Annotated in this window: 19 protein-coding genes; all 19 read right to left on the bottom strand. The window is 68.4% G+C overall.

Annotation, left to right across the window (positions count from 1 at the left end; translation table 11 throughout):
- Window positions 1-29: 29 nt before the first annotated feature.
- Entirely contained in the window at window positions 30-3,494 is a 3,465-nt protein-coding gene (gene dnaE, locus ACQG07_RS08400) for a DNA polymerase III subunit alpha (RefSeq protein ID WP_426738101.1), read from the bottom strand.
- 191 nt (window positions 3,495-3,685) lie between these two features.
- Window positions 3,686-4,609 carry an RluA family pseudouridine synthase gene (locus ACQG07_RS08395; protein WP_079706009.1) on the bottom strand — a complete coding sequence of 308 codons (924 nt, stop codon included), beginning with the start codon at window positions 4,607-4,609 and terminating at the stop codon, window positions 3,686-3,688.
- Window positions 4,606-5,286 carry a signal peptidase II gene (gene lspA / locus ACQG07_RS08390; protein WP_079706010.1) on the bottom strand — a complete coding sequence of 227 codons (681 nt, stop codon included), beginning with the start codon at window positions 5,284-5,286 and terminating at the stop codon, window positions 4,606-4,608. The genes ACQG07_RS08395 and lspA overlap by 4 nt, the downstream gene beginning before the upstream one ends.
- Window positions 5,246-5,887: a DivIVA domain-containing protein gene (locus ACQG07_RS08385; protein WP_079706011.1), complete on the bottom strand. Its 642-nt coding sequence runs from the start codon at window positions 5,885-5,887 to the stop codon at window positions 5,246-5,248. Before ACQG07_RS08385 ends, lspA begins: the two co-directional genes overlap by 41 nt.
- A 174-nt stretch (window positions 5,888-6,061) precedes the next feature.
- Window positions 6,062-6,358, bottom strand: a complete 297-nt coding sequence (locus ACQG07_RS08380; protein WP_064296991.1) for a YggT family protein — start codon at window positions 6,356-6,358, stop codon at window positions 6,062-6,064.
- A gap of 7 nt (window positions 6,359-6,365) precedes the next feature.
- Window positions 6,366-6,881, bottom strand: a complete 516-nt coding sequence (locus tag ACQG07_RS08375; protein WP_064296992.1) for a cell division protein SepF — start codon at window positions 6,879-6,881, stop codon at window positions 6,366-6,368.
- 44 nt (window positions 6,882-6,925) lie between these two features.
- Entirely contained in the window at window positions 6,926-7,636 is a 711-nt protein-coding gene (locus ACQG07_RS08370; protein WP_426738014.1) for a YggS family pyridoxal phosphate-dependent enzyme, read from the bottom strand.
- Window positions 7,636-8,892, bottom strand: coding sequence for a cell division protein FtsZ (gene ftsZ / locus ACQG07_RS08365; RefSeq protein ID WP_426738013.1), 1,257 nt, complete (start codon window positions 8,890-8,892; stop codon window positions 7,636-7,638). Before ftsZ ends, ACQG07_RS08370 begins: the two co-directional genes overlap by 1 nt.
- A 159-nt stretch (window positions 8,893-9,051) precedes the next feature.
- Window positions 9,052-10,152: an FtsQ-type POTRA domain-containing protein gene (locus ACQG07_RS08360; protein WP_426738012.1), complete on the bottom strand. Its 1,101-nt coding sequence runs from the start codon at window positions 10,150-10,152 to the stop codon at window positions 9,052-9,054.
- Window positions 10,153-10,162: 10 nt separating this feature from the next.
- Window positions 10,163-11,575 (bottom strand): UDP-N-acetylmuramate--L-alanine ligase, encoded by a 1,413-nt coding sequence (gene murC / locus ACQG07_RS08355; protein WP_426738011.1) that lies wholly within the window; start codon window positions 11,573-11,575, stop codon window positions 10,163-10,165.
- A gap of 27 nt (window positions 11,576-11,602) precedes the next feature.
- Complete coding sequence (locus ACQG07_RS08350) at window positions 11,603-12,700, bottom strand: UDP-N-acetylglucosamine--N-acetylmuramyl-(pentapeptide) pyrophosphoryl-undecaprenol N-acetylglucosamine transferase (RefSeq protein WP_426738010.1); 1,098 nt, start codon at window positions 12,698-12,700, stop codon at window positions 11,603-11,605.
- On the bottom strand, window positions 12,697-14,001 hold the full coding sequence (gene ftsW, locus ACQG07_RS08345; protein WP_274499985.1) for a putative lipid II flippase FtsW: 1,305 nt from the start codon (window positions 13,999-14,001) through the stop codon (window positions 12,697-12,699). Before ftsW ends, ACQG07_RS08350 begins: the two co-directional genes overlap by 4 nt.
- On the bottom strand, window positions 13,979-15,490 hold the full coding sequence (murD, locus tag ACQG07_RS08340; protein WP_426738009.1) for a UDP-N-acetylmuramoyl-L-alanine--D-glutamate ligase: 1,512 nt from the start codon (window positions 15,488-15,490) through the stop codon (window positions 13,979-13,981). The genes ftsW and murD overlap by 23 nt, the downstream gene beginning before the upstream one ends.
- The gene (mraY, locus tag ACQG07_RS08335; RefSeq protein ID WP_138947134.1) at window positions 15,487-16,584 is read right to left on the bottom strand and encodes a phospho-N-acetylmuramoyl-pentapeptide-transferase; all 1,098 of its coding nucleotides are present in this window, start codon (window positions 16,582-16,584) and stop codon (window positions 15,487-15,489) included. Before mraY ends, murD begins: the two co-directional genes overlap by 4 nt.
- Entirely contained in the window at window positions 16,581-17,987 is a 1,407-nt protein-coding gene (locus ACQG07_RS08330) for a UDP-N-acetylmuramoyl-tripeptide--D-alanyl-D-alanine ligase (RefSeq protein ID WP_426738008.1), read from the bottom strand. The genes mraY and ACQG07_RS08330 overlap by 4 nt, the downstream gene beginning before the upstream one ends.
- Window positions 17,987-19,531, bottom strand: coding sequence for a Mur ligase family protein (locus ACQG07_RS08325; RefSeq protein WP_274499988.1), 1,545 nt, complete (start codon window positions 19,529-19,531; stop codon window positions 17,987-17,989). The genes ACQG07_RS08330 and ACQG07_RS08325 overlap by 1 nt, the downstream gene beginning before the upstream one ends.
- A 26-nt stretch (window positions 19,532-19,557) precedes the next feature.
- Window positions 19,558-21,330, bottom strand: a complete 1,773-nt coding sequence (locus ACQG07_RS08320; RefSeq protein ID WP_192004859.1) for a peptidoglycan D,D-transpeptidase FtsI family protein — start codon at window positions 21,328-21,330, stop codon at window positions 19,558-19,560.
- Between the two features lie 73 nt (window positions 21,331-21,403).
- On the bottom strand, window positions 21,404-21,997 hold the full coding sequence (locus ACQG07_RS08315; protein WP_192004858.1) for a hypothetical protein: 594 nt from the start codon (window positions 21,995-21,997) through the stop codon (window positions 21,404-21,406).
- On the bottom strand, window positions 21,994-22,947 hold the full coding sequence (gene rsmH / locus ACQG07_RS08310) for a 16S rRNA (cytosine(1402)-N(4))-methyltransferase RsmH (protein ID WP_274499990.1): 954 nt from the start codon (window positions 22,945-22,947) through the stop codon (window positions 21,994-21,996). Before rsmH ends, ACQG07_RS08315 begins: the two co-directional genes overlap by 4 nt.
- Window positions 22,948-23,081: the final 134 nt, after the last annotated feature.

Below are 23,081 nucleotides of genomic sequence, written 5' to 3'. Positions count from 1 at the left end.
TCCCGGCTGCCGCCCGCGTCCGGGCGGGGTCAGCCGAGACAGTTCGGGCCGAGCAGGGACTTCAGCTCGCCGAAGAGTCCGGACGAGAGGCTGACGCGATGGGGCAGCTCGAACACCCGCGCGATCTCGCCTCGGATGAGCTTCAGTCGGACCTCGGTCGATCCAGCGTGCCGCGTCAGCACGTCGCTGAGCGTGGTCACCGTCTCGGTCGTCGCCCGGGCGTCCGCCATCGACAGCTGGAGCATGCGGTCGGCACCGGCCTCGGGCAGTTCGGGCGAGAAGATGCTGTACGCGTGGAGGTTCATCCCGTCGTCTCGGACACTGACCCGTCCGCGGACCACCACGATCGAGTCGCCGACGAGTTCGGATGCGAACTCCTGGTACGCCTTGCCCATGAACATGGCGGTCATCTCGCCGCCGAAGTCCTCGACCTGGATCATGCCGTACTGGTTGCCGGAGGCCTTGGCGATCCGGTGCTGGACACTCGTGACGAGCCCCGAGATCACGACGGTCTCGCCGTCCATGCCCTCGGAGGTCATGAGGTCGGTGATGGTCGTCGTGGCGTGCTTCGCCAACTCGATCTCGAGTCCGGCCAGCGGGTGGTCCGAGACGTACAGCCCCAGCATCTCCCGTTCGAAGTTGAGTTTGTCGCGCTTGCTCCAGTCAGGACGCGCGGGGACGCTCGCGAGCGGAACCTCGCCGACCTCGGCGAACAGGCTGTCGAAGTCGAAGCCGATGCTCCCGGACGCCTCGGCACGCTTGTCTTTCACGACCGAGTCGACGGCGTCCTCGTGGATCTCGTAGAGCGCGCGCCTGCTGTCGCCCATGGAGTCGAACGCGCCGGCCTTGATGAGCGACTCGATGGTCCGCTTGTTCGCCACCGGTAGCGGCACCTTGCGGAGGAAGTCGTGGAAGGAGGTGAACCGGCCCTCGCGCTCGCGTGCCTGTCGGATGAGCTCCACGACGTTCGAACCGACGTTGCGGACGGCACCCAGACCGAACCGGATGTCCTCCCCGACTGCGGCGAAGAACCCGATGGACTCGTTGACGTCGGGCGGCAGGACCTGGATCCCCATGCGGCGGCACTCGTTGAGGTAGAGCGCCATCTTGTCCTTGGAGTCGCCGACACTCGTCAGCAGACCGGCCATGTACTCGGCCGGGTAGTGCGCCTTGAGGTACGCCGTCCAGTAGGAGATGACCCCGTAAGCGGCGGAGTGCGCTTTGTTGAACGCGTAGTCCGAGAACGGGAGGAGGATCTCCCACAGCTTGTTGACGGCCTCCATCGAGAAACCGTTCGCGACCATGCCGCCGGAGAAGCCCTCGAACTGCTTGTCCAGTTCGGACTTCTTCTTCTTACCCATCGCACGACGGAGGATGTCTGCCTGCCCGAGGGAGAAGCCGGCGACCTTCTGCGCGATCGCCATCACCTGCTCCTGGTAGATGATGAGGCCGTAGCTCGTCGACAGGATCTCGGAGAGCGGCTCCTCGAGCTGCGGGTGGATCGGGGTGATCTCCTGCAGGCCGTTCTTCCGCAGCGCGTAGTTCGTGTGCGAGTTCGCGCCCATCGGCCCGGGCCGGTACAGGGCGATCAGCGCCGAGATGTCCTCGAAGTTGTCGGGCTTCATGAGGCGCAGCAGCGCGCGCATCGGTCCGCCGTCGAGCTGGAACACCCCGAGGGTGTCGCCTCGGGACAGGAGTTCGTACGCACCGCGGTCGTCGAGTTCGAGGTCTTCGAGGACGAGTTCGATGTCGCGGTTGCTCTTGATGTTGTCGAGGGCGTCGTTGATGATCGTCAGGTTGCGCAACCCGAGGAAGTCCATCTTGATCAATCCGAGGGACTCGCACGCCGGGTAGTCGAACTGCGTGACGATCTGGCCGTCCTGCTCGCGCTTCATGATCGGGATGATGTCGATGAGCGGGTCGCTCGACATGATCACGCCGGCCGCGTGGACACCCCACTGGCGCTTCAGGTTCTCGATGCCGAGCGCGGTCTCGAAGACGGTCCGCGCCTCCGGGTCGGTGTCGAGGATGCCACGGAGGTCGACCGCCTCCTTGTACCGCGGGTGCTTGGTGTCGAGGATGCCCTCGAGCGGGATGTCCTTGCCCATGACCGCCGGCGGCATGGCCTTCGTCAGCTTGTCGCCCATGCCGAACGGGAAGCCGAGGACGCGCGACGAGTCCTTGAGCGCCTGCTTGGCCTTGATGGTGCCGTAGGTGACGATCTGCGCGACGCGCTCGTCGCCGTACTTCTCCGTGACGTACTTGATGACCTCGCCGCGGCGGCGGTCGTCGAAGTCGACGTCGAAGTCGGGCATCGACACGCGGTCGGGGTTGAGGAACCGCTCGAAGATGAGCCCGTGGCGGAGTGGGTCGAGGTCGGTGATCTGCATCGCGTACGCCGCCATGGAACCCGCACCGGAACCACGACCGGGACCGACCCGGATGCCGTTGCGCTTCGACCACTGAATGAAGTCGGCGACGACGAGGAAGTACCCGGGGAAGCCCATCTGCACGATGACGCGCGTCTCGTAGTTCGCCCGTTCCCGGACGTCGGCGGGGATCCCGTTCGGGTACCGCAGGTTCAGCCCGGTCTCGACCTCCTTGATGAACCAGCTCTCCTCGTTCTCGCCCTCCGGCACAGGGAATCGCGGCATGTAGTTGGCCGAGGTGTCGAAGGCGACATCGCACCGCTCGGCGATCGCGAGGGTGTTGTCGCACGCCTCGGGATACTCGCGGAACAGCCGGCGCATCTCGTCCGCGGACTTCAGGTAGAACTCGTCGGCGTCGAACTTGAACCGGTTCGGGTCGTTGAGGGTGGAGCCGGACTGCACGCAGAGGAGGGCGGCGTGGGCCTTGGCGTCCGCGGCGTGCGTGTAGTGGAGGTCGTTCGTCGCGAGGAGCGGGAGACCGAGGTCTTTGGACAGCTTGATGAGGTCGGCCATGATCCTGCGCTCGATCCCGAGCCCGTGGTCCATGATCTCGCAGAAGTAGTTCTCCGCGCCGAAGATGTCGCGGAAGTCCGCCGCGGCCTTGACCGCCTCGTCGTACTGGCCGAGACGGAGTCTCGTCTGCACCTCGCCGCTCGGGCAGCCGGTCGTCGCGATGAGGCCGGCGCTGTACTGGCTCAGGATCTCGCGGTCCATGCGCGGCTTGAAGTAGTACCCCTCGATCGACGCCTTCGACGAGAGCCGGAAGAGGTTGTGCATCCCCTCGGTGGTCTCCGAGAGCAAGGTCATGTGAGTGTAGGCGCCGGCGCCGGAGACGTCGTCTCCCCCACCGTCGCCCCACTTGATCCTCGTCCGGTCGCCGCGCGCGGTCCCCGGGGTGATGTATGCCTCGGTGCCGATGATCGGCTTGATACCGGCATCGGTCGCCGTGCGCCAGAAGTCGAAGGCGCCGAACATGTTGCCGTGGTCCGTCACGGCGACGGCAGGCATCCCCTGCTCGACCGCGGCCTGGATGAGCGGCTTCACGCGGGCTGCTCCGTCGAGCATCGAGTACTCGCTGTGGACGTGCAGATGGACGAACGAATCGGTGGACGTGGGCACGGACGGCGCCTCCGGGGATCGTGCTGTGGGGTTCGGCGCGGACGCCGAGGTGGTCTGTGATCCAGCCTAACCGTCACCGCCGACGGTCGGCTCCGGCGATGCCGTCAGGGACACCGACGGGATGGGCGGGCGTCGGCTCAGTCGAGCTCGAGCACGGACAGCGCGTGCTGGAGGTCGGCCGGGTAGGCCGCCTCGAACCGAACGAACTCCCCCGTGGCCGGGTGGGCGAACCCCAGCTTCGTGGCGTGGAGCCACTGGCGGGTGAGTCCCAACCGCGCCGACAGCGCCGCGTCGGCCCCGTACATCGCGTCGCCGACGCAGGGGTGCCGCTGGGCCGCCATGTGCACGCGGATCTGGTGGGTGCGGCCGGTCTCCAGGTGCACCTCGAGCAGCGAGGCGTACGGGAACGCCTCGAGCGTCTCGTAGTGCGTGATCGACGGCTTGCCGTCGGCGGTCACGGCGAACCGCCAGTCGTGACGCGGATGGCGGCCGATCGGTCCGTCGATGGTGCCGGCGAGTGGATCGGGATGCCCCTGCACCACAGCGCGGTAGATCTTCTCGACCTCGCGGTCGTGGAAGGCCCGCTTGAGCCAGGTGTAGGCTCGCTCGGTCTTCGCGACGACCATGAGGCCGCTCGTCCCGGCGTCCAGCCGATGGACGATGCCCGCGCGCTCGGCGGCTCCCGAGGTCGAGATGCGGAAGCCCGCCGCCGCGAGGGCGCCGAGCACCGTCGGTCCCTCCCAACCGACCGAGGGATGCGCCGCGACGCCAGCAGGCTTGTCGACGACGACGATCTCGTCGTCGTCGTGGACGATGCCGAGGTCGGGGACGGCGATCGGGACGATCACGGCCTCCCGTCGAGGCGTCCATTCGATCTCGAGCCAAGCGCCGCCGAGCAGGCGATCGGACTTGTCGACCGACTTCCCGTTCATGGTGACGCCGCCGGCCAAGGCCACCTCGGCCGCGTAGCTGCGCGAGAAGCCCAGGAGCTTGGCGAGTCCGGCGTCGACGCGCTCGCCGTCGAGTCCGTCGGGGACGTACAGGCTGCGGGACTCGTTCACGGACGACCTGCGTCCGGGCTCGCGTCGCCAGGCTCCGCAGGATCGAGGACGGCCGCGTCGGCTTCAGCCTCGCGGTCCTCCGCTTCCTGGGCGGCCCGTTCACTCGCTCGCGTCGTGCGCGTGCCGTCGAGGTTGACACCGAAGAGCGTCAGGAGGATGAACAGCGCCATGCTGACCACGATGCAGATGTCGGCCACGTTGTAGATCGCGGGGAGCATCCAGGGCGTCGAGATGAAGTCGACGACGTGGCCGAGGCCGAAGGACGGCTCTCGGAAGAGGCGGTCGGTCAGGTTGCCGAGCACGCCTCCGAGGAGCAGGCCGAAGACGATCGCCCAGGCGCGCGAACGGATGCGGCGCGCGAACCAGACGATGACGACGACGACCACCGCGGCGAGGATCGAGAAGATCCAGGTGTAGCCGGCACCCAGCGAGAAGGCGGCACCCGAATTCTTGACGAAGTACAGGACCAGCGCCTGTCCGAAGACGGGGACGGACTCACCGACCGTCAGGTTGGTGGTGACGAGGAACTTCGTGAACTGATCGGCCGAATAGGCCACGACGGCAACCAGCGCCAGGACTGCAAGAGTCCTGGCGCTGGCCTTCGACGGTGATGCGGGAGACAACCGGGTGTCTGCGCTAGACCGCTGCGCTGTCGGCGGTGACGCCGGACTTCGCATCGGGTGCGGAGCTCGACGACGAGGCGTCGAGGTCCTTCAGCTGACCCTCGATGTAGCCGCGGAGCTGCGAGCGGTACTCGCGCTCGAAGTTGCGCAGCTCGTCGATCTTGTGCTCCAGTACGGAGCGCTCCTGCTCGAGGATCTGCATCTGTGCGCGCTGCTTGGCCTCGGCCTCGGCGACGACACGTGCCGCGGTCGCGTGACCTTCGGCGATGAGTGCGTCGCGACGCTGAGCGCCCTCTGCGACGTGCTCGTCGTGCAGGCGGCGGGCCAGCTGCAGGAGGTTGTTGGAGCTCTCAGCCGTGTTGTCGGTCGACTCGGCGGCAGGAGCCGCTGCGGGTGCGACGACCGGAGCCGGTGCGGGAGCTGGCTCAGCCTTGGCGAGCGCGGCGGGAGCGGAGGAGCCGCCCTTCTGCAGCTCGGCGACCTTGGCCTCGGCCGCGGTCAGCTTCTGCTGGACCTCGTCCTTCTCCTGGATAAGGCGACGCAGTTCGACGACGACCTCGTCGAGGAAGTCGTCTACCTCGTCCTGGTCGTAGCCTTCGCGGAACTTGGTCTGCTGAAACCGCTTCTGGACCACGTCTTCGGGAGTGAGCGCCATAGCGAACCACCTTCACTGTCGAATCGAAAATCTGTGTACAACGCCCCCACGCTAGCAAAGTCTGACCCAGTGGGTGAGACATGTTGTCAGCGTCGGAGCTTCCCGTCAGGTGACGGGCGTTCTATCGTAGCCGCACAATCGTCGTGAACCCTGCGCGGGCGCCGACGTCGGCGGCTACAGGAGTTGGACGAGCGTCATCGCGATGATGCAACACAGCATCGTGAGCGTCCAACCGAAATCGAGCGCGACGGGACCGACCGCGACGCGCGGCAGGACACGGCGAAAGAACCGGATCGGCGGGTCGGTGACCGTGAAACTGAGCTCGGCGAGGACCAGGCCGACGCCCGACGGTCGCCACTGCGGGCGGAGTACCCGAGCCAGGTCGAGGATGAACCGCGCCCAGAGGACGAAGAAGTACAGGAGCAGCGCGAGATAGAGGATCGTGCCGATCACGGAGATGAGAGAAGCCACCCCTCGATTATGACTGAGCGAAGAAGGTCGCCTCGGTCGCTTCCGGTGCGCCCTGCCCGTTGTCGCCGGAAACGGCGACGTGCTCGGGCGAGAGCAGGAAGACCTTGCTCGTCACTCGCTCGATCTTCCCGTAGAGGCCCTGCGAGAGGCCACTGGCGAAGTCGATGAGGCGTCGGGCGTCGCCGTCGCTCATCTGAGAGAGGTTGATGATGACCGGGACCCCGTCGCGGAAGCTCTCGGCGATGATCTGAGCATCGCGGTACTGCTTGGGGTGCACCGTGAGGATCTCGTTGAGGTCGGAGCTCGGGGCGACCGGCTGACGGACCGGGACCGGCTTGCGCAGCGGGGTCACGGGAGCGGCCTTCTCGACGCGCTCGACCCGCTCTGCGCGCTCGGGACGTTCTGCCCGGCGAGGCTCGGCCTGCTGCGTGGGCTCGGCCTGGGCAGCGTGCTGCTGCTCGTACTCGAGATCATCGTCGGCGAGCCCGAGGTACACCATGGTCTTCTTCAGTGGGTTCGACATCGTTTCCTCCGTGATCTGCGGTCCTTGCACCTTCGAGATTAACGTCACACCGGACGATTCCCGGTGATTGCCGTGCCGATGCGTAGGTGTGTCGCGCCCGCTTCGATCGCCTCGACGTAGTCGTGGCTCATCCCGATCGACAGGCCGTCGGCCTGCGGAGCGAGGGATCGCACCCGCGCGGACGCCGCGACGACGCGCGCGAACGCATCGGCCGGCGGCTCGTCGAGGGGCGCGACGGCCATGACGCCTCGCAGGACGACACCCTCGGCCTCGAGCGTCTCCGTGGCGAGCGCTTCCAGCGCCGCATCGCCGACCACACCGCCACGACCCGGGTCGTCGGTCAGATTCACCTGGAGGAACACCTCGAGGAGGCGGTCCGGTGATGAGAGCGCCCGCAGGAGTTCGGGTCGGTCCACCGAGTGCACGGCGTCGACGTATCGGCGCACCTGCTTGGCCTTGTTCGTCTGCAACTGGCCGATGAAGTGCCACCGCAACCCGAGTCCGGCGGCCGCCTCGGCCTTGTCGCGGGCCTCCGGGTGGCGGTTCTCCCCCACGTCGGTGACCCCCGCGGCCACGAGCTGCTGCACGAGTGTGACCGGATGGAACTTCGTCACGACGATGAGCGTCGGCTCGTCGGCGCGACCGGCTGCACGAGCGGCGTCTGCGACACGCCCGCGGATCGCGGCGAGGCGATCGAGCAGAGCCGGATCGGGCTCCGAAGAGCCCGATCCGGCCGCAGTGATCGTGTCGCCCACTACTTCAGGAAGTCGGGGATGTCCAGCTCACCCTCGTCGTCGAACGAGGGGTCGACGACGGCGGTCTCGACGACCGCATCGGGCTGACGGTGCGTCGCACCGGAGAAGGGCGACGACGCGTTCTGCCTGGAGCTCCAGTCGCCACCGGAGGCGACCGGTGCCGCAGCAGGTGCCGAGCGGTGCTCGGACGACTCGGAGGCCGTGTTGGCCGAGGTGCCGATCGGAGCGCTGGGAGCCTCGTCCGAGGTGCTCATGACGCCGCCCGAGATGACCGCGTCGGCCGGCGAGGCCGCCGTCCTGGTGAGGGGCTCGCCACCGTCGAATCCGGCGGCGATGACCGTCACGCGCACCTCGTCGCCGAGGGTGTCGTCGACGACCGCACCGAAGATGATGTTCGCCTCGGGGTGCACGGCCTCCTGGACGAGCTTGGCGGCGTCGTTGATCTCGAAGATTCCGAGGTTCGAGCCACCCTGGATGGACAGCAGGACACCGTGGGCGCCCTCGATGCTCGCTTCGAGGAGCGGGGAGGCGACGGCGAGTTCGGCCGCCTTGATGGCGCGATCCGCGCCGCGCGAGGAGCCGATACCCATGAGGGCGGAGCCGGCTCCCTGCATGACCGACTTGACGTCGGCGAAGTCGAGGTTGATGAGGCCGGGGGTGGTGATGAGGTCGGTGATCCCCTGGACACCGGCGAGGAGCACCTGGTCGGCGGTCGCGAAGGCCTCGAGCATGCTGATCCCGCGGTCGCTGATCTCCAGCAGGCGGTCGTTCGGCACGACGATGAGCGTGTCGACCTCCTCCTTCAGGCGGGCGACGCCGAGTTCGGCCTGGGCCTGACGACGACGACCCTCGAAGCCGAACGGCTTCGTGACGACACCGATGGTCAGCGCACCGATCGACTTCGCGATCCGCGCCACGACGGGTGCGCCACCCGTTCCGGTACCGCCACCCTCACCGGCGGTGACGAACACCATGTCGGCGCCGGCGATGGCCTCTTCGATCTCCTCGGCGTGATCCTCCGCCGCGCGGCGTCCGACCTCGGGGTCGGCGCCGGCGCCGAGGCCGCGGGTGATCTCGCGGCCGACGTCGAGCTTGACGTCGGCATCGCTCATCAGCAGCGCTTGCGCGTCCGTGTTGATGGCGATGAATTCCACGCCTCGGAGGCCGAGCTCGATCATGCGGTTGACCGCGTTCACGCCGCCGCCGCCGATACCGACGACCTTGATGACGGCGAGGTAGTTCTGGTTTGTAGTCACTTCAGGCCTCCGTGAGAACTCTCAACCTCTAGTTAAGGTTTAAAGTTATGCTGCGTATGCATTTTCTGTCCTGAGCACGACGTTAGGGCCCAGCCCCGACCGTGTCGGGACGCTTCCGGGCGTGTCGGCACATCGACGGGAATATCCCGGCGCGCTTCCTCAGCGGACGATGGCGGCGGATGGCGACGACACGTCGTACTGGTTCACCTGGGACGGGTCGGTGGCCGCCATCGTGGTCGCGAGGATCCGCGCTTTCAGGACCGAGTCCTCCGCACTCCCCCACACGACTTCGGCGGGCGAGTCCACGAGCGTGAGGGTGACGTCGTCCGCGGTCGACGCCGAGACGGACGCCACGCGGGCGCGGAGATCGGCCGGGAGCGCGCGGATCACCGCCGCCGCGGCGACGAATCCCTTCGAGGTCGGGCCGCCGGTGACCATGAGCGTGGGATACCCGGCGATCGGTTGGTCGCTGCGCTCGATGGTGACCCCGGCGGCGTCGACGAGGGTGTACACCGATCCGGACTGCAACACGCCCACCGGCTCGCGTTCGACGATCCGCACGACGAGCGTGCTCGGGGGCTGGGATTCGAGGGAGTAGCTCGCGATGAGCGGGTATCCGACGAGCACCGCCTTGACGGCGCCCGCATCGACCAGCGCGAGTGGGCGACCCAGCTGGTCGCTGAGCGCCTCGGTGATCTCGGCCTGATTGACCCGGCTCGCACCGACGACCTCGATGGACCGGACGGCCAGCAGCGGCGAATAGGCTCCGGCGAGCGAGACGACGATCAGGACGCCGAGGATCGCGGCCGCGATCACCCAGGGACGGTGGCGGCCGCGCTTGCGGGCCGTGAACCGACGGATCTCCTGGCGTTCGTGACGACGTCGCAGCTTGGCGGCCTCACGCGGGGTGAGGAACGCCTCATCCTCCGGTTCGTCCGGGCGCTCCAGGGTCGCCGTCGCCGAGGCGGAGGACGTCGCCGCCGGTTTCGCCCCGACCTTCGACGATGGTGCCGGCGTCGATGAGGCTGACGCCGACTTCGACTTCGACTTGGACCTCGAGCCCGACGGCTGGGACGGTGCGCCGGCACCCGACGGCTTCGGCCGGAGCCGCGCGGCGTCCAGCTCGATGACGTCCGTCTCCTGCTCTGTGACGGGCTCAGCAGGCGCGGCGGCGCGGTCGACCGGCGCGGACGCCGACGGTCGCGCCTGGCGCTCGGGGCGCGGACTGGCCGCGGGGTCGAAGCCGTCCGGGCGCTTCACCGGACGCCCATCAGACGGACTCGCGACCGGCGATGGCCTCGAGGAGCTGCGGCACGATGCGGTAGACGTCGCCGCATCCGAGCGTGATGACGAAGTCACCGGGTCGCACGACCGTCGCCGTGTAGTCCGCGGCGCGCTGCCAGTCGTCGATGTACGCGACGCGGTCCGCGTCGGAGAACCGGGTCGACACCGTGGCACCGGTCACACCGGGCTCGGGGTCCTCGCGCGCGCCGTAGACCTCGAGCACGACCGTGTGGTCGGCGTACTGTTCGAGGGCGTCGGCGAACTCCTGGGCGAACAGGCGGGTCCGGCTGTACAGGTGCGGCTGGTGGACCGCGATGATGCGACCGTCGCCGACCACCGTGCGCGCGGCGGCGAGAGCGGCGGCGACCTCGGTGGGGTGGTGCGCGTAGTCGTCGTAGACACTGACACCGTCGACGACCCCGTGCAGCTCGAATCGACGCTGCGTTCCGCCGAAGGCGCTGATGCCTCGGAGCGCGTCCGCCGGGTCGAACCCGACACCGACGAGGACGGCGAAGGCACCGGCGGCGTTGATGGCGTTGTGGCGCCCGGGCACGCGGAGGGTAGCCGCGTAGCTGGTGCCCTCGTAGCTGAGCTGGAACGAGACCGGCCCGGTGGAGCCGACGTCGTGCAGTCGGACGTCCGCGTCGGCGGCCTCTCCGAAGGTCAGCACGCGCTTGCCGTCGGCGGCCGCGCGGAGCGCCGGGGTGATCCGGACCGCGCCGGCGTCGTCCGAGGAGATGACGACGAGCTCGCGAGCCTGCTGGGCGAAGGTCACGAACGCCTGCTCGAACGCTTCGAGCGAACCGTAGTGGTCCAAGTGGTCGGGGTCGATGTTCGTGATGAGCGCGACGGCCGTGTCGTAGAGCAGGAACGAACCGTCGGACTCGTCCGCCTCGACGACGAACAGTTCTCCGGCGCCGCGGGCCGAGCTCAGCCCGAGGGACTCGATCACGCCACCGTTGACGAAGCTGGGATCGGCACCGAGTTCCAGCAGCGCCGTGATGATCATGCCGGTCGACGTCGTCTTCCCGTGGGCCCCCGCGACGGAGATGAGTCGCGTCCCGGAGGTCAGCCACGCGAGCGCCTGCGACCGGTGCAGGATCGTCAGGCCCCGTTCCTTCGCGAGCAGGTACTCGGGATTGTCCGCCCACAGCGCCCCGGTCACGACGAGGGTGTCCGCGTCGCCGACGTTCTGTGCATCGTGGCCGATGGCGACGGGGACGCCGAGCTCGCGCAGGGCGTCGATGTTCTTCGACTCGCGCACGTCCGAGCCGGTCACGCGCGATCCGGCGCTCACGAACAACCGTGCGATGCCGCTCATCCCGCTGCCGCCGATGCCGACGAAGTGCACGACGCCGAGGTCGGCGGGGATCTCGACGGTGGGGTCTGGCTTGATCACGGTGTCACGCTTTCTGGGAAGACTGGATCACCGGCCGCGCACGCGCTGCACCGATGGTTGGAGCGCCTCATCGATGAGGGCGATGACGCGAGCCGTGCCGTCGGAGACACCGACGCTCTTGGATTGGGCGGCCAGGTCGTCGACCCGGTGCCGATCGCTCAGCAACGGGACGAGGTGCTCACGCACCCAGGCCGGCACGAACTGCGCGTCATCTACCATAACCGCTCCCCCTGTACGCACGACGTCGGCGGCGTTGAAGCGCTGCTCACCGTTGCCGACCGGGTAGGGCACGTAGACGGCCGGGAGCCCGACCGCGCACAGCTCGCTGACCGTGGCGCTACCGGCACGCGACACCGCGAAGTCGGCTGCGGCGATGGCGAGCTCCATCCTGGAGCAGTACTCGAGGAGGTGGTAATGGTCGACACCGGGATCCGAGATCTCGCTCTTCGCACCCGTGATGTGGAGCACCTGCCAGCCGGCCGCGACGACGTCTTCGGCACTCTGGCTCATCGTCGCGTTGATCCGTCTCGCGCCGAGCGAACCGCCGGTGACGAGCAGTAGCGGTCGGTCCGACACGAGGCCGAACTCGGCGAGGGCCGCCGGCCGGAGCGTCTCGCGGTCCAGCTCCTCGATCTCGCGACGCAGCGGCATGCCGACGAAGCGTGCGTTGCGGATGGGCGTGTGATGGAAGGCGACACCGACGTAGGGCGTGTACCTCGCGCCGAGCCGGTTCGCGAGGCCCGGACGCGCGTTCGCCTCGTGGATGACCAGCGGGACGCCGGCGCGCCTGGCCGCCGTGTAGGCCGGTGCGGCCGCGTAGCCGCCGAAACCGATCACGACGTCGACCCGGTGCTCCCGGATCATCGCGACCACGGCTGCGACCGTCCGGCGGAGGCGACCGGGGAAGCGGAGGGCATCGATGTTCGGCCGACGGGGGAAAGGCAGTTTGGGGATGGTGAGCAATTCGTAGCCGCGTTCCGGGACGAGTCGTGCCTCGAGGCCCTCCGCCGTGCCGACGACGAGGATCGTCGCTTCAGGGTCTCTGGCTCGGAGTCCGTCGGCCACCGCCAACAGCGGGTTGACATGGCCGGCGGTGCCGCCGCCGGCGAGGAGGTAGGTGGTCATCGGGTGACTCCGGAGGATTGGGGACGTCGAGCGGGTGACCGACGGGACTGCTGGGACGTGGGACGCCCCCGCTCCCGGGCGAACGACAGGACGATCCCGATCGCGACGAGGGTGGTGAGCAGCGCCGTGCCGCCCGAGGACAGGAGCGGTAACGGCACGCCGAGCACCGGGAGGACTCCGAGGACGACGCCGATGTTCACGAGTGCCTGGCCGATGATCCAGGCCATGATGGCGCCGGTGGTGATCCTGACGAAGGAGTCGTCGCTGGTGCGGATGACTCTGATGAACATGACGGCGAGGAAGACGAACAGCCCGAGGACGAGGACGGCACCGATGAGGCCCAGCTCCTCGCCGATCGCCGCGAAGATGAAGTCGTTCGAGATCGCCGGCAGCCACCCGTACTTCGCGCGCGAGTTGCCGAGGCCGACGCCCCAGAGGCCGCCGTTCGCCAGCGCCCACGTGCCGTGGGTCGACTGCCAGTCGGCGTTCTCGTAGTCGCCCTTGCCGTCGCCGAAGAACGCCATGATGCGCTGCATACGGTTGGCGCTCGTGACGGCCATGATGAGGAACAGCACGGCCCCTGCGACCACCGGGATCGCGATGTAGCGCAGTCGCACCCCGGCGAAATACAGCGCCGAGAACACGATCAGGGCCATGATCACGACGGTACCGAGGTCGCCGCCGAGCAGGACGAGGCCGATGGAGAGACCGGCGAAGGGGATGACCGGGATCAGGGCGTGCTTCCACTCGAGGAGACGCGGTTGCTTGATCGTCAGCACGAGCCCGAGCCACACGACCAGTGCGAGCTTGACCGCTTCCGAGGGCTGCGCGGTGAAGCCGCCGATCTCGATCCAGTTGCGGTTGCCACCGATCTCGTAGCCGAGCGGTGTGAAGACGAGCAGTTGCAGGCCCATGGCGACCAGGAGGAACACCCACGCCCACTTCTTCCAGAACCGTGCCGGGAAGCGGCTCACGATGAGCATGAGCGGAACACCGATCATCGCGAACGTCGCCTGGCGCCAGAACAGCCCGAAGTACCCGTCGCCGGCCTCGTAAGACTCGACGGAGGATGAGGACAGCACCATGACGAGCCCGAGCCCGACGAGGAACAGGGTGACACCCAGCAGGAGGAAATAGTTCTTCGACTCCGGACGCAGCACCTTGCCCAGCGAGATCCGCGCACTCGACATGCCTCTCGGCGACGTCGGTGCGTCGGGTGTCCCACTGCCTGAGGCGACCGTCGTCATCCGGGACGACGACGACCGCACGCGGCGCGGGTCAGCGCGAGGCGGATCGATCATCCGCCTCACCTCCCAGCTCTGCTTCGACGGCGGCCTGGAACAGGCGACCACGGTGTCCGTAGTCCGTGAACTGGTCCATCGAGGCGGCTGCAGGGGCGAGGAGCACGGTGTCCCCTGCCTGCGCGACCTCGGCGGCCCGGCGAACGGCCTCCGGCATGACGTGTTCAGTCTCCGCTGCGTCGACCTCGATGACGGTCAGGGTCGGCGCGTGTCGCGCGAATGCCGAGAGGACCTCCGAGCGGTCGGCGCCGATCACGACGGCCGCGCGCAGGTGGTCGGCGTGCCGCTCCACCAGATGATCGATCGAGACGCCCTTCAACAGGCCTCCGACGATCCACACCACCGAGCGGTAGGCGGCGAGCGAGGCGTCGGCGGCGTGCGGATTGGTGGCCTTCGAGTCGTCGATCCAGTCCACCTCGAGCCGTCGCGCGATGAGCTGGATCCGGTGCGCGTCCAGGCCGAACGACAGCAGGGTGTCGCGCACGGCCTCGACCGTGATGCCGGCGGCCCGGGCGAGTGCCGCTGCCGCCAGGATGTTGGCGACGATGTGCGGGGCGGCGAGCCCGCGCTGGGCGAGCGCTTCGACCGTCGTGATCTCAAGGGCGCTCGTCCGACGGTCGTCGAGGAACGCGCGGTCGACCAGGATGCCGTCCACGACGCCGAAGTCGCTCGGTCCGGGGACGTCGAGGCCGAACCCGACGGCGCGGGCGCCGTCGACGACCTCGGCCTCCTCGACCATCGACATCGTCGCCGCGTCAGCGCGGTTGTAGACGCACGCGATTTTCGTGTTCTCGTACACCACGGCCTTCGCCGCCCGGTACGCCGCGGCGGAGCCGTGCCAGTCGAGGTGGTCGTCGGCGAGGTTCAGGCAGACGCTGGCGAGCGGCGAGACGATGCTCCGACCGCCCTGCAGACCGAGGGTGTGCAACTGGTAACTCGAGAGCTCGACGACGAAGAAGTCGAAGCCCTGCGGATCACGGACGGCGTCCAGGACCGGGACGCCGATGTTGCCGCAGGGCGCCGCGCGGAAGCCCGCCTCGACGAGCATCGACGCCGTCAGCTGAACGGTCGTGGTCTTGCCGTTCGTTCCGGTGACGCAGATCCACTCGGCCGGGGTGCCGACCTTGTCGCGGACCCGCCAGGCGAGCTCGATGTCGCCCCAGACGGCGACCCCGGCGGCCTGCGCCCACGTGACGACGGAGTGGTCGGGGTGGAATCCGGGTGAGACGACGACGAGCTCCGGAGCGAACTCGACGAGCTCGGACGGAACGGTCGACAGGTCCCGCTGGATGAGCCGCGCACCGATGACGCCGACGAGTTCGGCGCGTTCGTCCGCGGCGTCGCCGGCCAGGACCAGGACCTCCGAGCCGAGCTCGGTGAGGGTGTCAGCGACGGAGAACCCGGTCATCCCGAGCCCCAGGACGGCGACCCGCAGACCACGCCAGTCGGCGTGCCAGCTGCGGAGCCCGTCGAGGCGCTCAGCGCTCATCGGCTCAACCACTCGAGGTAGAAGGACCCCACGCCCGCTGCGACGAGCAGACCACCGATGATCCAGAACCGGACGACGACGGTGACCTCGGCCCAACCCTTGAGCTCGAAGTGATGGTGGATGGGGCTCATGAGGAAGATGCGCTTGCCACGGGTCGCCTTGAAGTAGACCCGCTGGACGATCACGGAACCGGCCTCGATGACGAAGAGACCACCGACGAGCACCAGGAGGAGCTCGGTCTTGCTGAGGATGGCCAGGGCCGCGAGCGCTCCACCGAGCGCCAACGAACCGCTGTCACCCATGAAGATCTGCGCCGGCGAGGTGTTCCACCAGAGGAACCCGATGAGCGCACCCACGATCGCCGCGGCGACCACGGCGAGGTCGAGTGGATCTCTGACGTCGTAGCACTTGTAGGCCACGTCGGAGGCGAGCGAGGAGCTGAAGCACGACTGGTTGAACTGCCAGAACCCGATGATGATGTACGAGCCGATCGCGAGGATCGAGGCGCCGGTGGCGAGCCCGTCGAGCCCGTCGGTGACGTTCACGCCGTTCGACGTCGCGGCCACGATCACCGAGGTCCAGAGGATGTACAGCAGGATGCCGATCACCGGGATGCCGATCGCCATGAAGTTGATCGGGATGTCGCGGATGATCGAGATGTTCGTCGACGCCGGGGTGAAGCCCTCGGTGTTCGGGAAGTTGATCGCGAGGACGGCGAAGACCGTCGCGACGATGAGCTGTCCGGCGACCTTCGCCCACCCGCCGAGGCCGAGGCTCTGCTTCTTCCGGACCTTCAGGAAGTCGTCGATGAACCCGACGATGCCGAGTCCGACCATCATCAGCAGGACGAGGAGCGCCGAGACGCCGACCTGCTCCTGGAAGATCAGATAGCTCGCGAAGAAGCCGACGAGGGTGCCGACGATGATGATGACGCCACCCATCGTCGCGGTACCGCGCTTCGTGTGGTGGCTCTGTGGTCCGTCGTCGCGGATGAACTGGCCCCAGGCCAGCTTGCGGAACGCTCTGATGAAGAGCGGTGTCAAGAAGAGGGAGAACGCCAGTGAGATCGCTCCCGCGGCCAACAGGACTCTCATGCGTACAACTCCCCCAGTCGATCGCCCAGCAACCGGAGTCCGGCCGCGTTGGACGATTTCACGAGCACGGTGTCGCCCGGGGCGATCTCCGCGCTCAAGTACGCGAACGCCTCGTCCGCGGTCGCGAAGTACACCGACTCCCCGTCCCACGATCCTTCGTTGATCGCGGTGATGTGCATGCGGCGGGCCTCGGGGCCGACCACGACGAGGCGGCCGATCCCGAGCCGGACGACCTGGAGACCGATCCGGTCGTGCTCCTCGCCCGCCCAGTCGCCGAGTTCGCTCATGGCGCCGAGGACCGCGATGGTCCGGCCGCGTTCAGCACCGATCTGGGCGAGGGTCCGGATCGCGGCCGACATGGAGTCGGGGCTCGCGTTGTAGGCGTCGTTGATGATGGACACGTCGTCGCGTCCGCCGAGGGGCTCCATCCGCCAGCGCTCCGCCCGGCTCACGCTCGCGAGGGCGTCGACGATGAGGTCGATCTCCACACCGAGTTCGTGGGCGGCTGCGGCCCCGGCGAGGGCGTTCATGACGTGGTGCTCACCGAGCACCTTGAACCGGACGGGCGCAGAGGAACCGTCGGGCAGGTGCAGCGTGAACGCGGTTCCGGACGCCGTCGCGACGATGTCGGTCGCTCGAACGGCGGCGCGGTCGTCGAGGCCGAACCAGAGGACGCGTGCCCGGGTGGCGTCGGCCATGCCCGCCACCCGTGGATCGTCGAGGTTGAGGACGGCGACGTCCTCCGGGAGCAGCTCGGACACCATCTCGGTCTTCGCCGTGACGGTCGCTTCGATCCCACCGAACTCCCCCGCGTGGGCGAGTCCGACCTTCAGGACCACGCCGATGTCGGGCTTCGCCATGCGGATGAGTCGGGCGATCTCGCCGATGCCGCTGGCACCCATCTCCGCGACGAGGAACCGCGTCTCGTTCGTCACGCGCAGCATGGTGATCGGTGCTCCGACCTCGTTGTTGAAGGAGGCCTTCGGGCTGACCGTCTCCCCGACGCGCTCGAGGACCGCGGCGAGGAGGTTCTTGGTCGTGGTCTTGCCGTTGGATCCGGTGATGCCGACGATCCGGAGTCGTCCGAGCGCGCGCACCCTCGTGATGACCTCGGTGGCGAGGGCGCCGAGCGCGGTCACGGAGTCCTCGACGACGATCTGCGGCACGGCGACGGGCAGCTCCCGTTCGACGATGAGCAGGGCGGCGCCGTTGGCGACCGCCGCGTCGGCGAACAGATGTCCGTCGGTCTCCTCGCCGGGCTTCGCGACGAAGATGTCGCCGGGCGTGATGAGTCGGGAGTCGGTGTCGGCGACGCCGGACACGACGAGGCCGGGGTCCGCCGGACCGGGGATCAGTCGGCCGTCGGTCGCCGCGGCGATCTCGGTGAGGGTCAGGTCGATCATCAGAGCCACCCTGCCTCACGCAGCGCGTCGCGCGAGTCGTCGCGCGCCGAGTACGGGAGCTTCACGCCGGCCACCTCGTGGTAGTCCTCGTGCCCCGGTCCTGCGTAGAGGATGGTGTCGCCCTGCCCGGCCAGCGCAAGCGCCGTACGGAACGCGGTCGCCGGATCGGCGACCTCGTGCAACTCGCCGTCCGGCGCTGCTTCACGGGCTGCCTCGAGGAGCACGCGCCGGATCGACGCCGGGTCCTCGCTCCGGGGATGGAAGTCGGTGACCACCACGACGTCGGCACCCCGGGCGGCGATCGCACCCATGTCGCGACGCTTCGTCGTGTCGCGGTCTCCGTCGGCGCCGAACACCATGACCACGCGGCCCGGCGTGACGGCCCGGATGGCTGCGAGGGTGTTGAGGAACGCGTCGGGGCTGTGCCCGTAGTCGATGTACACGACCGGGCCGCGGTCGCCGCTGATCCGCTCGGCACGCCCGGGGATGTAGGCGTCGATCCCACCGTCCCGCTCGAGGGCCTGGGCGATCATGTCGAACTCCACACCGGACTCGACGAGCATCACGATCGCGAGCGCGGCGTTCGCCGCCATGAACCAGCCGAGCAGCGGCACGCTCGTCACGAGCGCTTGGTCGCCGGGGCCGTCGAGGCGGAACGTCGTGGAACCGGCGGTCTCCTCGAGGATCGTCATGCGCCAGTCGGCGTCGATCTCGGGGCGGGTCGTCAGGGTCGTCACCGGGATCCGGCTCTGCTCGACGAGCCGGCCGCCCCACTCGGAATCGATCGTGACGACGCCTCGTCGAGCGCGATCGGGTTCGAACAGCTCCCGCTTGGCCGCGAAGTACTCGTCGAAGTCGCCGTAGTCGTCGAAGTGGTCGTGACTGAGGTTGGTGAAGCCGACGACGTCGAAGACGATGCCGTCGACGCGGTGCCTGGTCAGCGCCTGGGCGGAGACCTCGATGGCGACCGCGCGCACCTCGGACTCGCGCATGCGCGCGAGCAGCGCATGCAGCTCGCTGGCCTCCGGCGTGGTGAGGGAGCTCGTCACCGCGAGGTCGCCGATGCGCCGCTCCGCGGTCGAGCTCAGCCCGGAGACGATCCCGAGTTGCGCGAGCATGCCGCTCAGGAGGTAGACCACGCTCGTCTTGCCATTGGTGCCGGTCACGCCGAACAGTGTCGGTGGCTCCTCGGCGGTGCGGTAGACCCAGGCGGCGAGGTGGCCGAGGGCTGCGCGCGGCTCCGGCACGACGATGATCGGCAGGCCGGCCGCGGCCGCCAGCTCTCGTCCGGCGTCGTCGGTCAGCACGGCGACCGCGCCGCGTTCCTTCGCCTGCTCGGCGTACGCGGCACCATGGGCGCGGACACCCGGCATGCCGATGTAGAGGTCACCGGGCTCGACGGCACCGGAGCTCAGGCTGACACCGCTGATCTCCACGCCGTCGGCCGAGCCGTGCAGGTCGAGATCGAATTCGGTCACCAGCTGCGAGAGCGCCCGCCGCTGCGGATGTTCCGGCCTGAGGCTGATCGGGCCCTGATTGTTCACGCTGAGCCCATCCTTCATGAGGTCGTTCAAAAACTGAGCGGCAGGTTCGGTGCCGGCTCCGTGGACGGCTGCACTCCCCTGCTCTTCAGCACCTGGGTGGTCACATCCCGGAAGATGGGAGCGACTGCAGCCGATGAATTCATCTTAACCGGGTCGGCCAGGTTCACCGAAACGACGAACTGCGGCGCCTCTGCAGGAGCGAAACCGGCCATCGAGACGAGGTAGCTCGAGCTGTAGCCTCCATCGCCGTCGGGCTGCTGTGCGGTGCCGGTCTTCATCGCCACCCGGTAGCCGGGGACGTCGACGTTCTTGGCCACCCAGCTCTCCTGGTCGACCATCTCGAGCATGTCGCTGACCTGCTTCGCCGCGTCCGCGGAGACGACCTGGGTTCCGGTCGCGTCGGGGACGTCGGTCATGGTGCCGTCCGCGTTCCGGCAACCCTCGACCAGCTGGACGGGCATGCGGACACCGCCGTTCGCGATCGTCTGGTACAGGCTGGCGCCCTGGATCGCGGTCGTCGAGAAGCCCTGACCGAACATGGTCGCGTAGTCCGTCTGGTTGTCCCAGTCCGCAGCGTCCGCCATGAGGCCACCGGACTCGCTCGGGAAGCCGACCTCGGTCTTCTGCAGCTGACCGAACTTCTGGAAGTACGCGTAGCGGGTGTCGGCGCTCATCTTCTCGCCGAACTGCGAGATCCCCGTGTTCGACGACTGCACCATGACGCCCGCGAGCGTGAGGTTCATGTCCTCGTGGAACTCGCTGTCGTTGATGTCCGCACCGTTCGAGGGCTTGTACCGGAACGGAGCGACCACCTGTGAGTTGGGGCTGGCGACGCCCTGGTCGATCAGTGCCGCAGCGGTGAGCGACTTGTACGTCGATCCCGGTTCGAACGGCGCGGCGAAGGCCCGTGAACCTCGGTCCTCGGACGGCGTCGCGCTGACGTTGCCGGGGTCGACGGCCGGGTACTCGGCGACGGCGAGGAGCTTGCCGGTCTTGACCTCCATCACCGTGACGACGCCCCAGCTCGCACCGACCGCTTCGGCCTGCGCGGCGAGCGACTGCTGTGAGAACCACTGGATGTCCTTGTCGAGCGTCAGCACGACGTCGCCGCCGTCCTTCGCCGGCTTCGTCACCGTGGTGCCGGGGAGCGGCAGACCGCCGCTGCCCTTCTCGTACGTCGTGCGTCCGTCCTTGCCGGCGAGGCAGGAGTTCTCCATGAGTTCGACGCCCGCCTGGGCCTCGCCCTCCTCGCCCACGAAGCCGACGATGTTGCCGGCGACGGCGCCGTTCGGGTAGACCCGGTACGGCTCCTCCTGGAAGGTCGTCCACGGGATCTCCAGCGCCTTGAGCGCTCGGAGCTGGTCGAGGGTGAGCTTCTTCGCGATGAGCGCGTAGAGCGAGTCCTTGTCCGCGGCGAGGGCGTCCGTGATGAGCGCGAGGATCTCCGGACCGGGCTTCCCGATGATCGCGCCGATCTCGTTCGTCGCCTGTTCGAGGGTGATCGTCTGCTCGGTGCCGTCGACATCACGTTCGAACGGGCCGGCGTCCTTCGGGGATGCCGCCATGCTGTAGCGCATGACCGCTTCGGCGAGCACCGAACCATCGGAGGCGAGGATGCTGCCGCGGGTGGCGAGGATCGTGTCGCCCGTCTCGGTCTTCTCGAGCGATTCGGCGCTCAAGGCACTCGCGCGGACCACCTGGATGTCGACCAGACGGAGGACGAAGAGCGTCATCACGATGGAGACCGCGACGATGGTGAACGCGAGGCGTCGGCGCGTGGTCTTCGTGTGTCTCACCATGATGCCCGCACCGCGTCCTCTCCTGACGTCGCACCTCCGAGCAGGGCGTCGTCCTCCACCGTTATCCGTCCGGTCATCGTGTGGTCGGCGACGGCAGCCCGTCCTGCAACGGTACGGGCGGTGTGACAGCTTCCTGGCTCGACGCGCCGTCTGCGGCGGCGGCGTTCTGTCCGCCGACGAGCGGGAGCGTCGCTGCCTGTGCGTTCGGCACGAGGGCGGCGTTGAAGATCGGACTCGTGCTCGCCGACGCCGGCGTGGGCGTCCCCAGCACAGCGCCGTCGGAGAGCCGGAGATAGGTCGGGAGCGAGTTGCCCACCATGCCGAGTGCCTGCGCGTTGACGGCGAGGTACTGCGGCGAGGCCAGGCGGTCGAGGTCCTCGGCCAGCGCGGCCGAGGTGCGGCCGAGTTCGACCTGCTTCCCCTCGAGCTGCTGGATCTGGTAGGCGCCCTGGCTCAGCCCGACGCTGAGGAGCAACTGGCCCACGACGATGGCGACGACCGCACCGACGACGATGACCGCGTACATGGGCCGTGGTCGGAGCTTCGAGCGCGCCCCGGTCGTGACCGCACGGATGTGCTGCCGTTCGGGGGCGGTCCGGGTCGGCTGCGGCCGAGCGCGTCCGAACCGTTCGGGCGCGAGATCGAGTGCTGCGGTCGCTCCGCTCATGCTGGCCTCCTCAGCCGTTCGGCCGCGCGGAGTCGCACGGGTTTCGCTCTGGGGTTCTCGTCGATCTCGGCCTCGGTGGCGAGTTCGGCGCCCTTGACGAGGAGCTTCAGCTCCGCGCTGTGCTCCGGGAGCTCGACGGGCAGCCCCGCCGGCGTGGTCGACTTCGCCCGCGCCTGGAGCTCGCGCTTGACGATCCGGTCCTCGAGTGACTGGTAGGACAGGAACACGATCCGGCCTCCGACCCGAAGCAGGTCGAGCGCGCGGGGCACGGCGGACTCGAGGACCGACAGCTCCGCGTTGACCTCGATGCGCAGCGCCTGGAAGACCCGCTTGGCCGGGTGGCCGGTGCGACGTGCGGCCGCCGGCGTGGCCCGATCGATGAGCTCGACGAGCTGACCGGAACTCGTCAGGGGTCGCTGCTGGCGTTCCTCGACGATGCGGCGCGCGTAGCGCTGCGCCAACTTCTCGTCGCCGTACTCCCAGAAGATCTTCCGAAGTGCGACCTCGTCGTAGGTGGCGAGGATCGTCTCCGCCGTCAGCTCGCTCGAGGCGTCCATCCGCATGTCGAGTGGCGCGTCCTGCGAGTACGAGAAGCCGCGTTCGGTCCGATCGAGTTGCAGTGAGGAGACACCGAGGTCGAACAGGATCCCGTCCACCTGTGGGAACCCGAGCTCCTCGGCCGCCTCGTCGATGTCGTCGTAGACGGCTTTGACGAACCGGACTCGCGACCCGAAGCGCTCGAGTCGCTCCTGAGCGATTTCCAGCGCATCGAGGTCGCGGTCGAGCCCGATGAGGGTCAACTGCGGGAACCGCTCGAGCATGGCTTCGGCGTGGCCCGCCATGCCGAGCGTGGCGTCGATGAGGACCGCGCCCTCGTGGGACACGGCTGGGGCGAGCAGCTCGATGCATCGCTCGAGGAGGACCGGGGTGTGGATGTCGTTGATGGCCATATGCGTAATCCGGACGGTCCCTGACCCCTGATCCCCATCCGTTCCGACCTGGCACCGGGGAAGTGTGTCAGGGCGGGCTCCGACCTGGCACCGGGGAAGTGTGTCAGGGCGGGACGGCTGGGAGTCAGGGGGCA

This window comes from Plantibacter sp. 2H11-2 (genome assembly GCF_050031945.1).
GTDB lineage: Bacteria > Actinomycetota > Actinomycetes > Actinomycetales > Microbacteriaceae > Plantibacter > Plantibacter auratus.
This window is presented reverse-complemented; position numbering and strand designations above follow the sequence as displayed.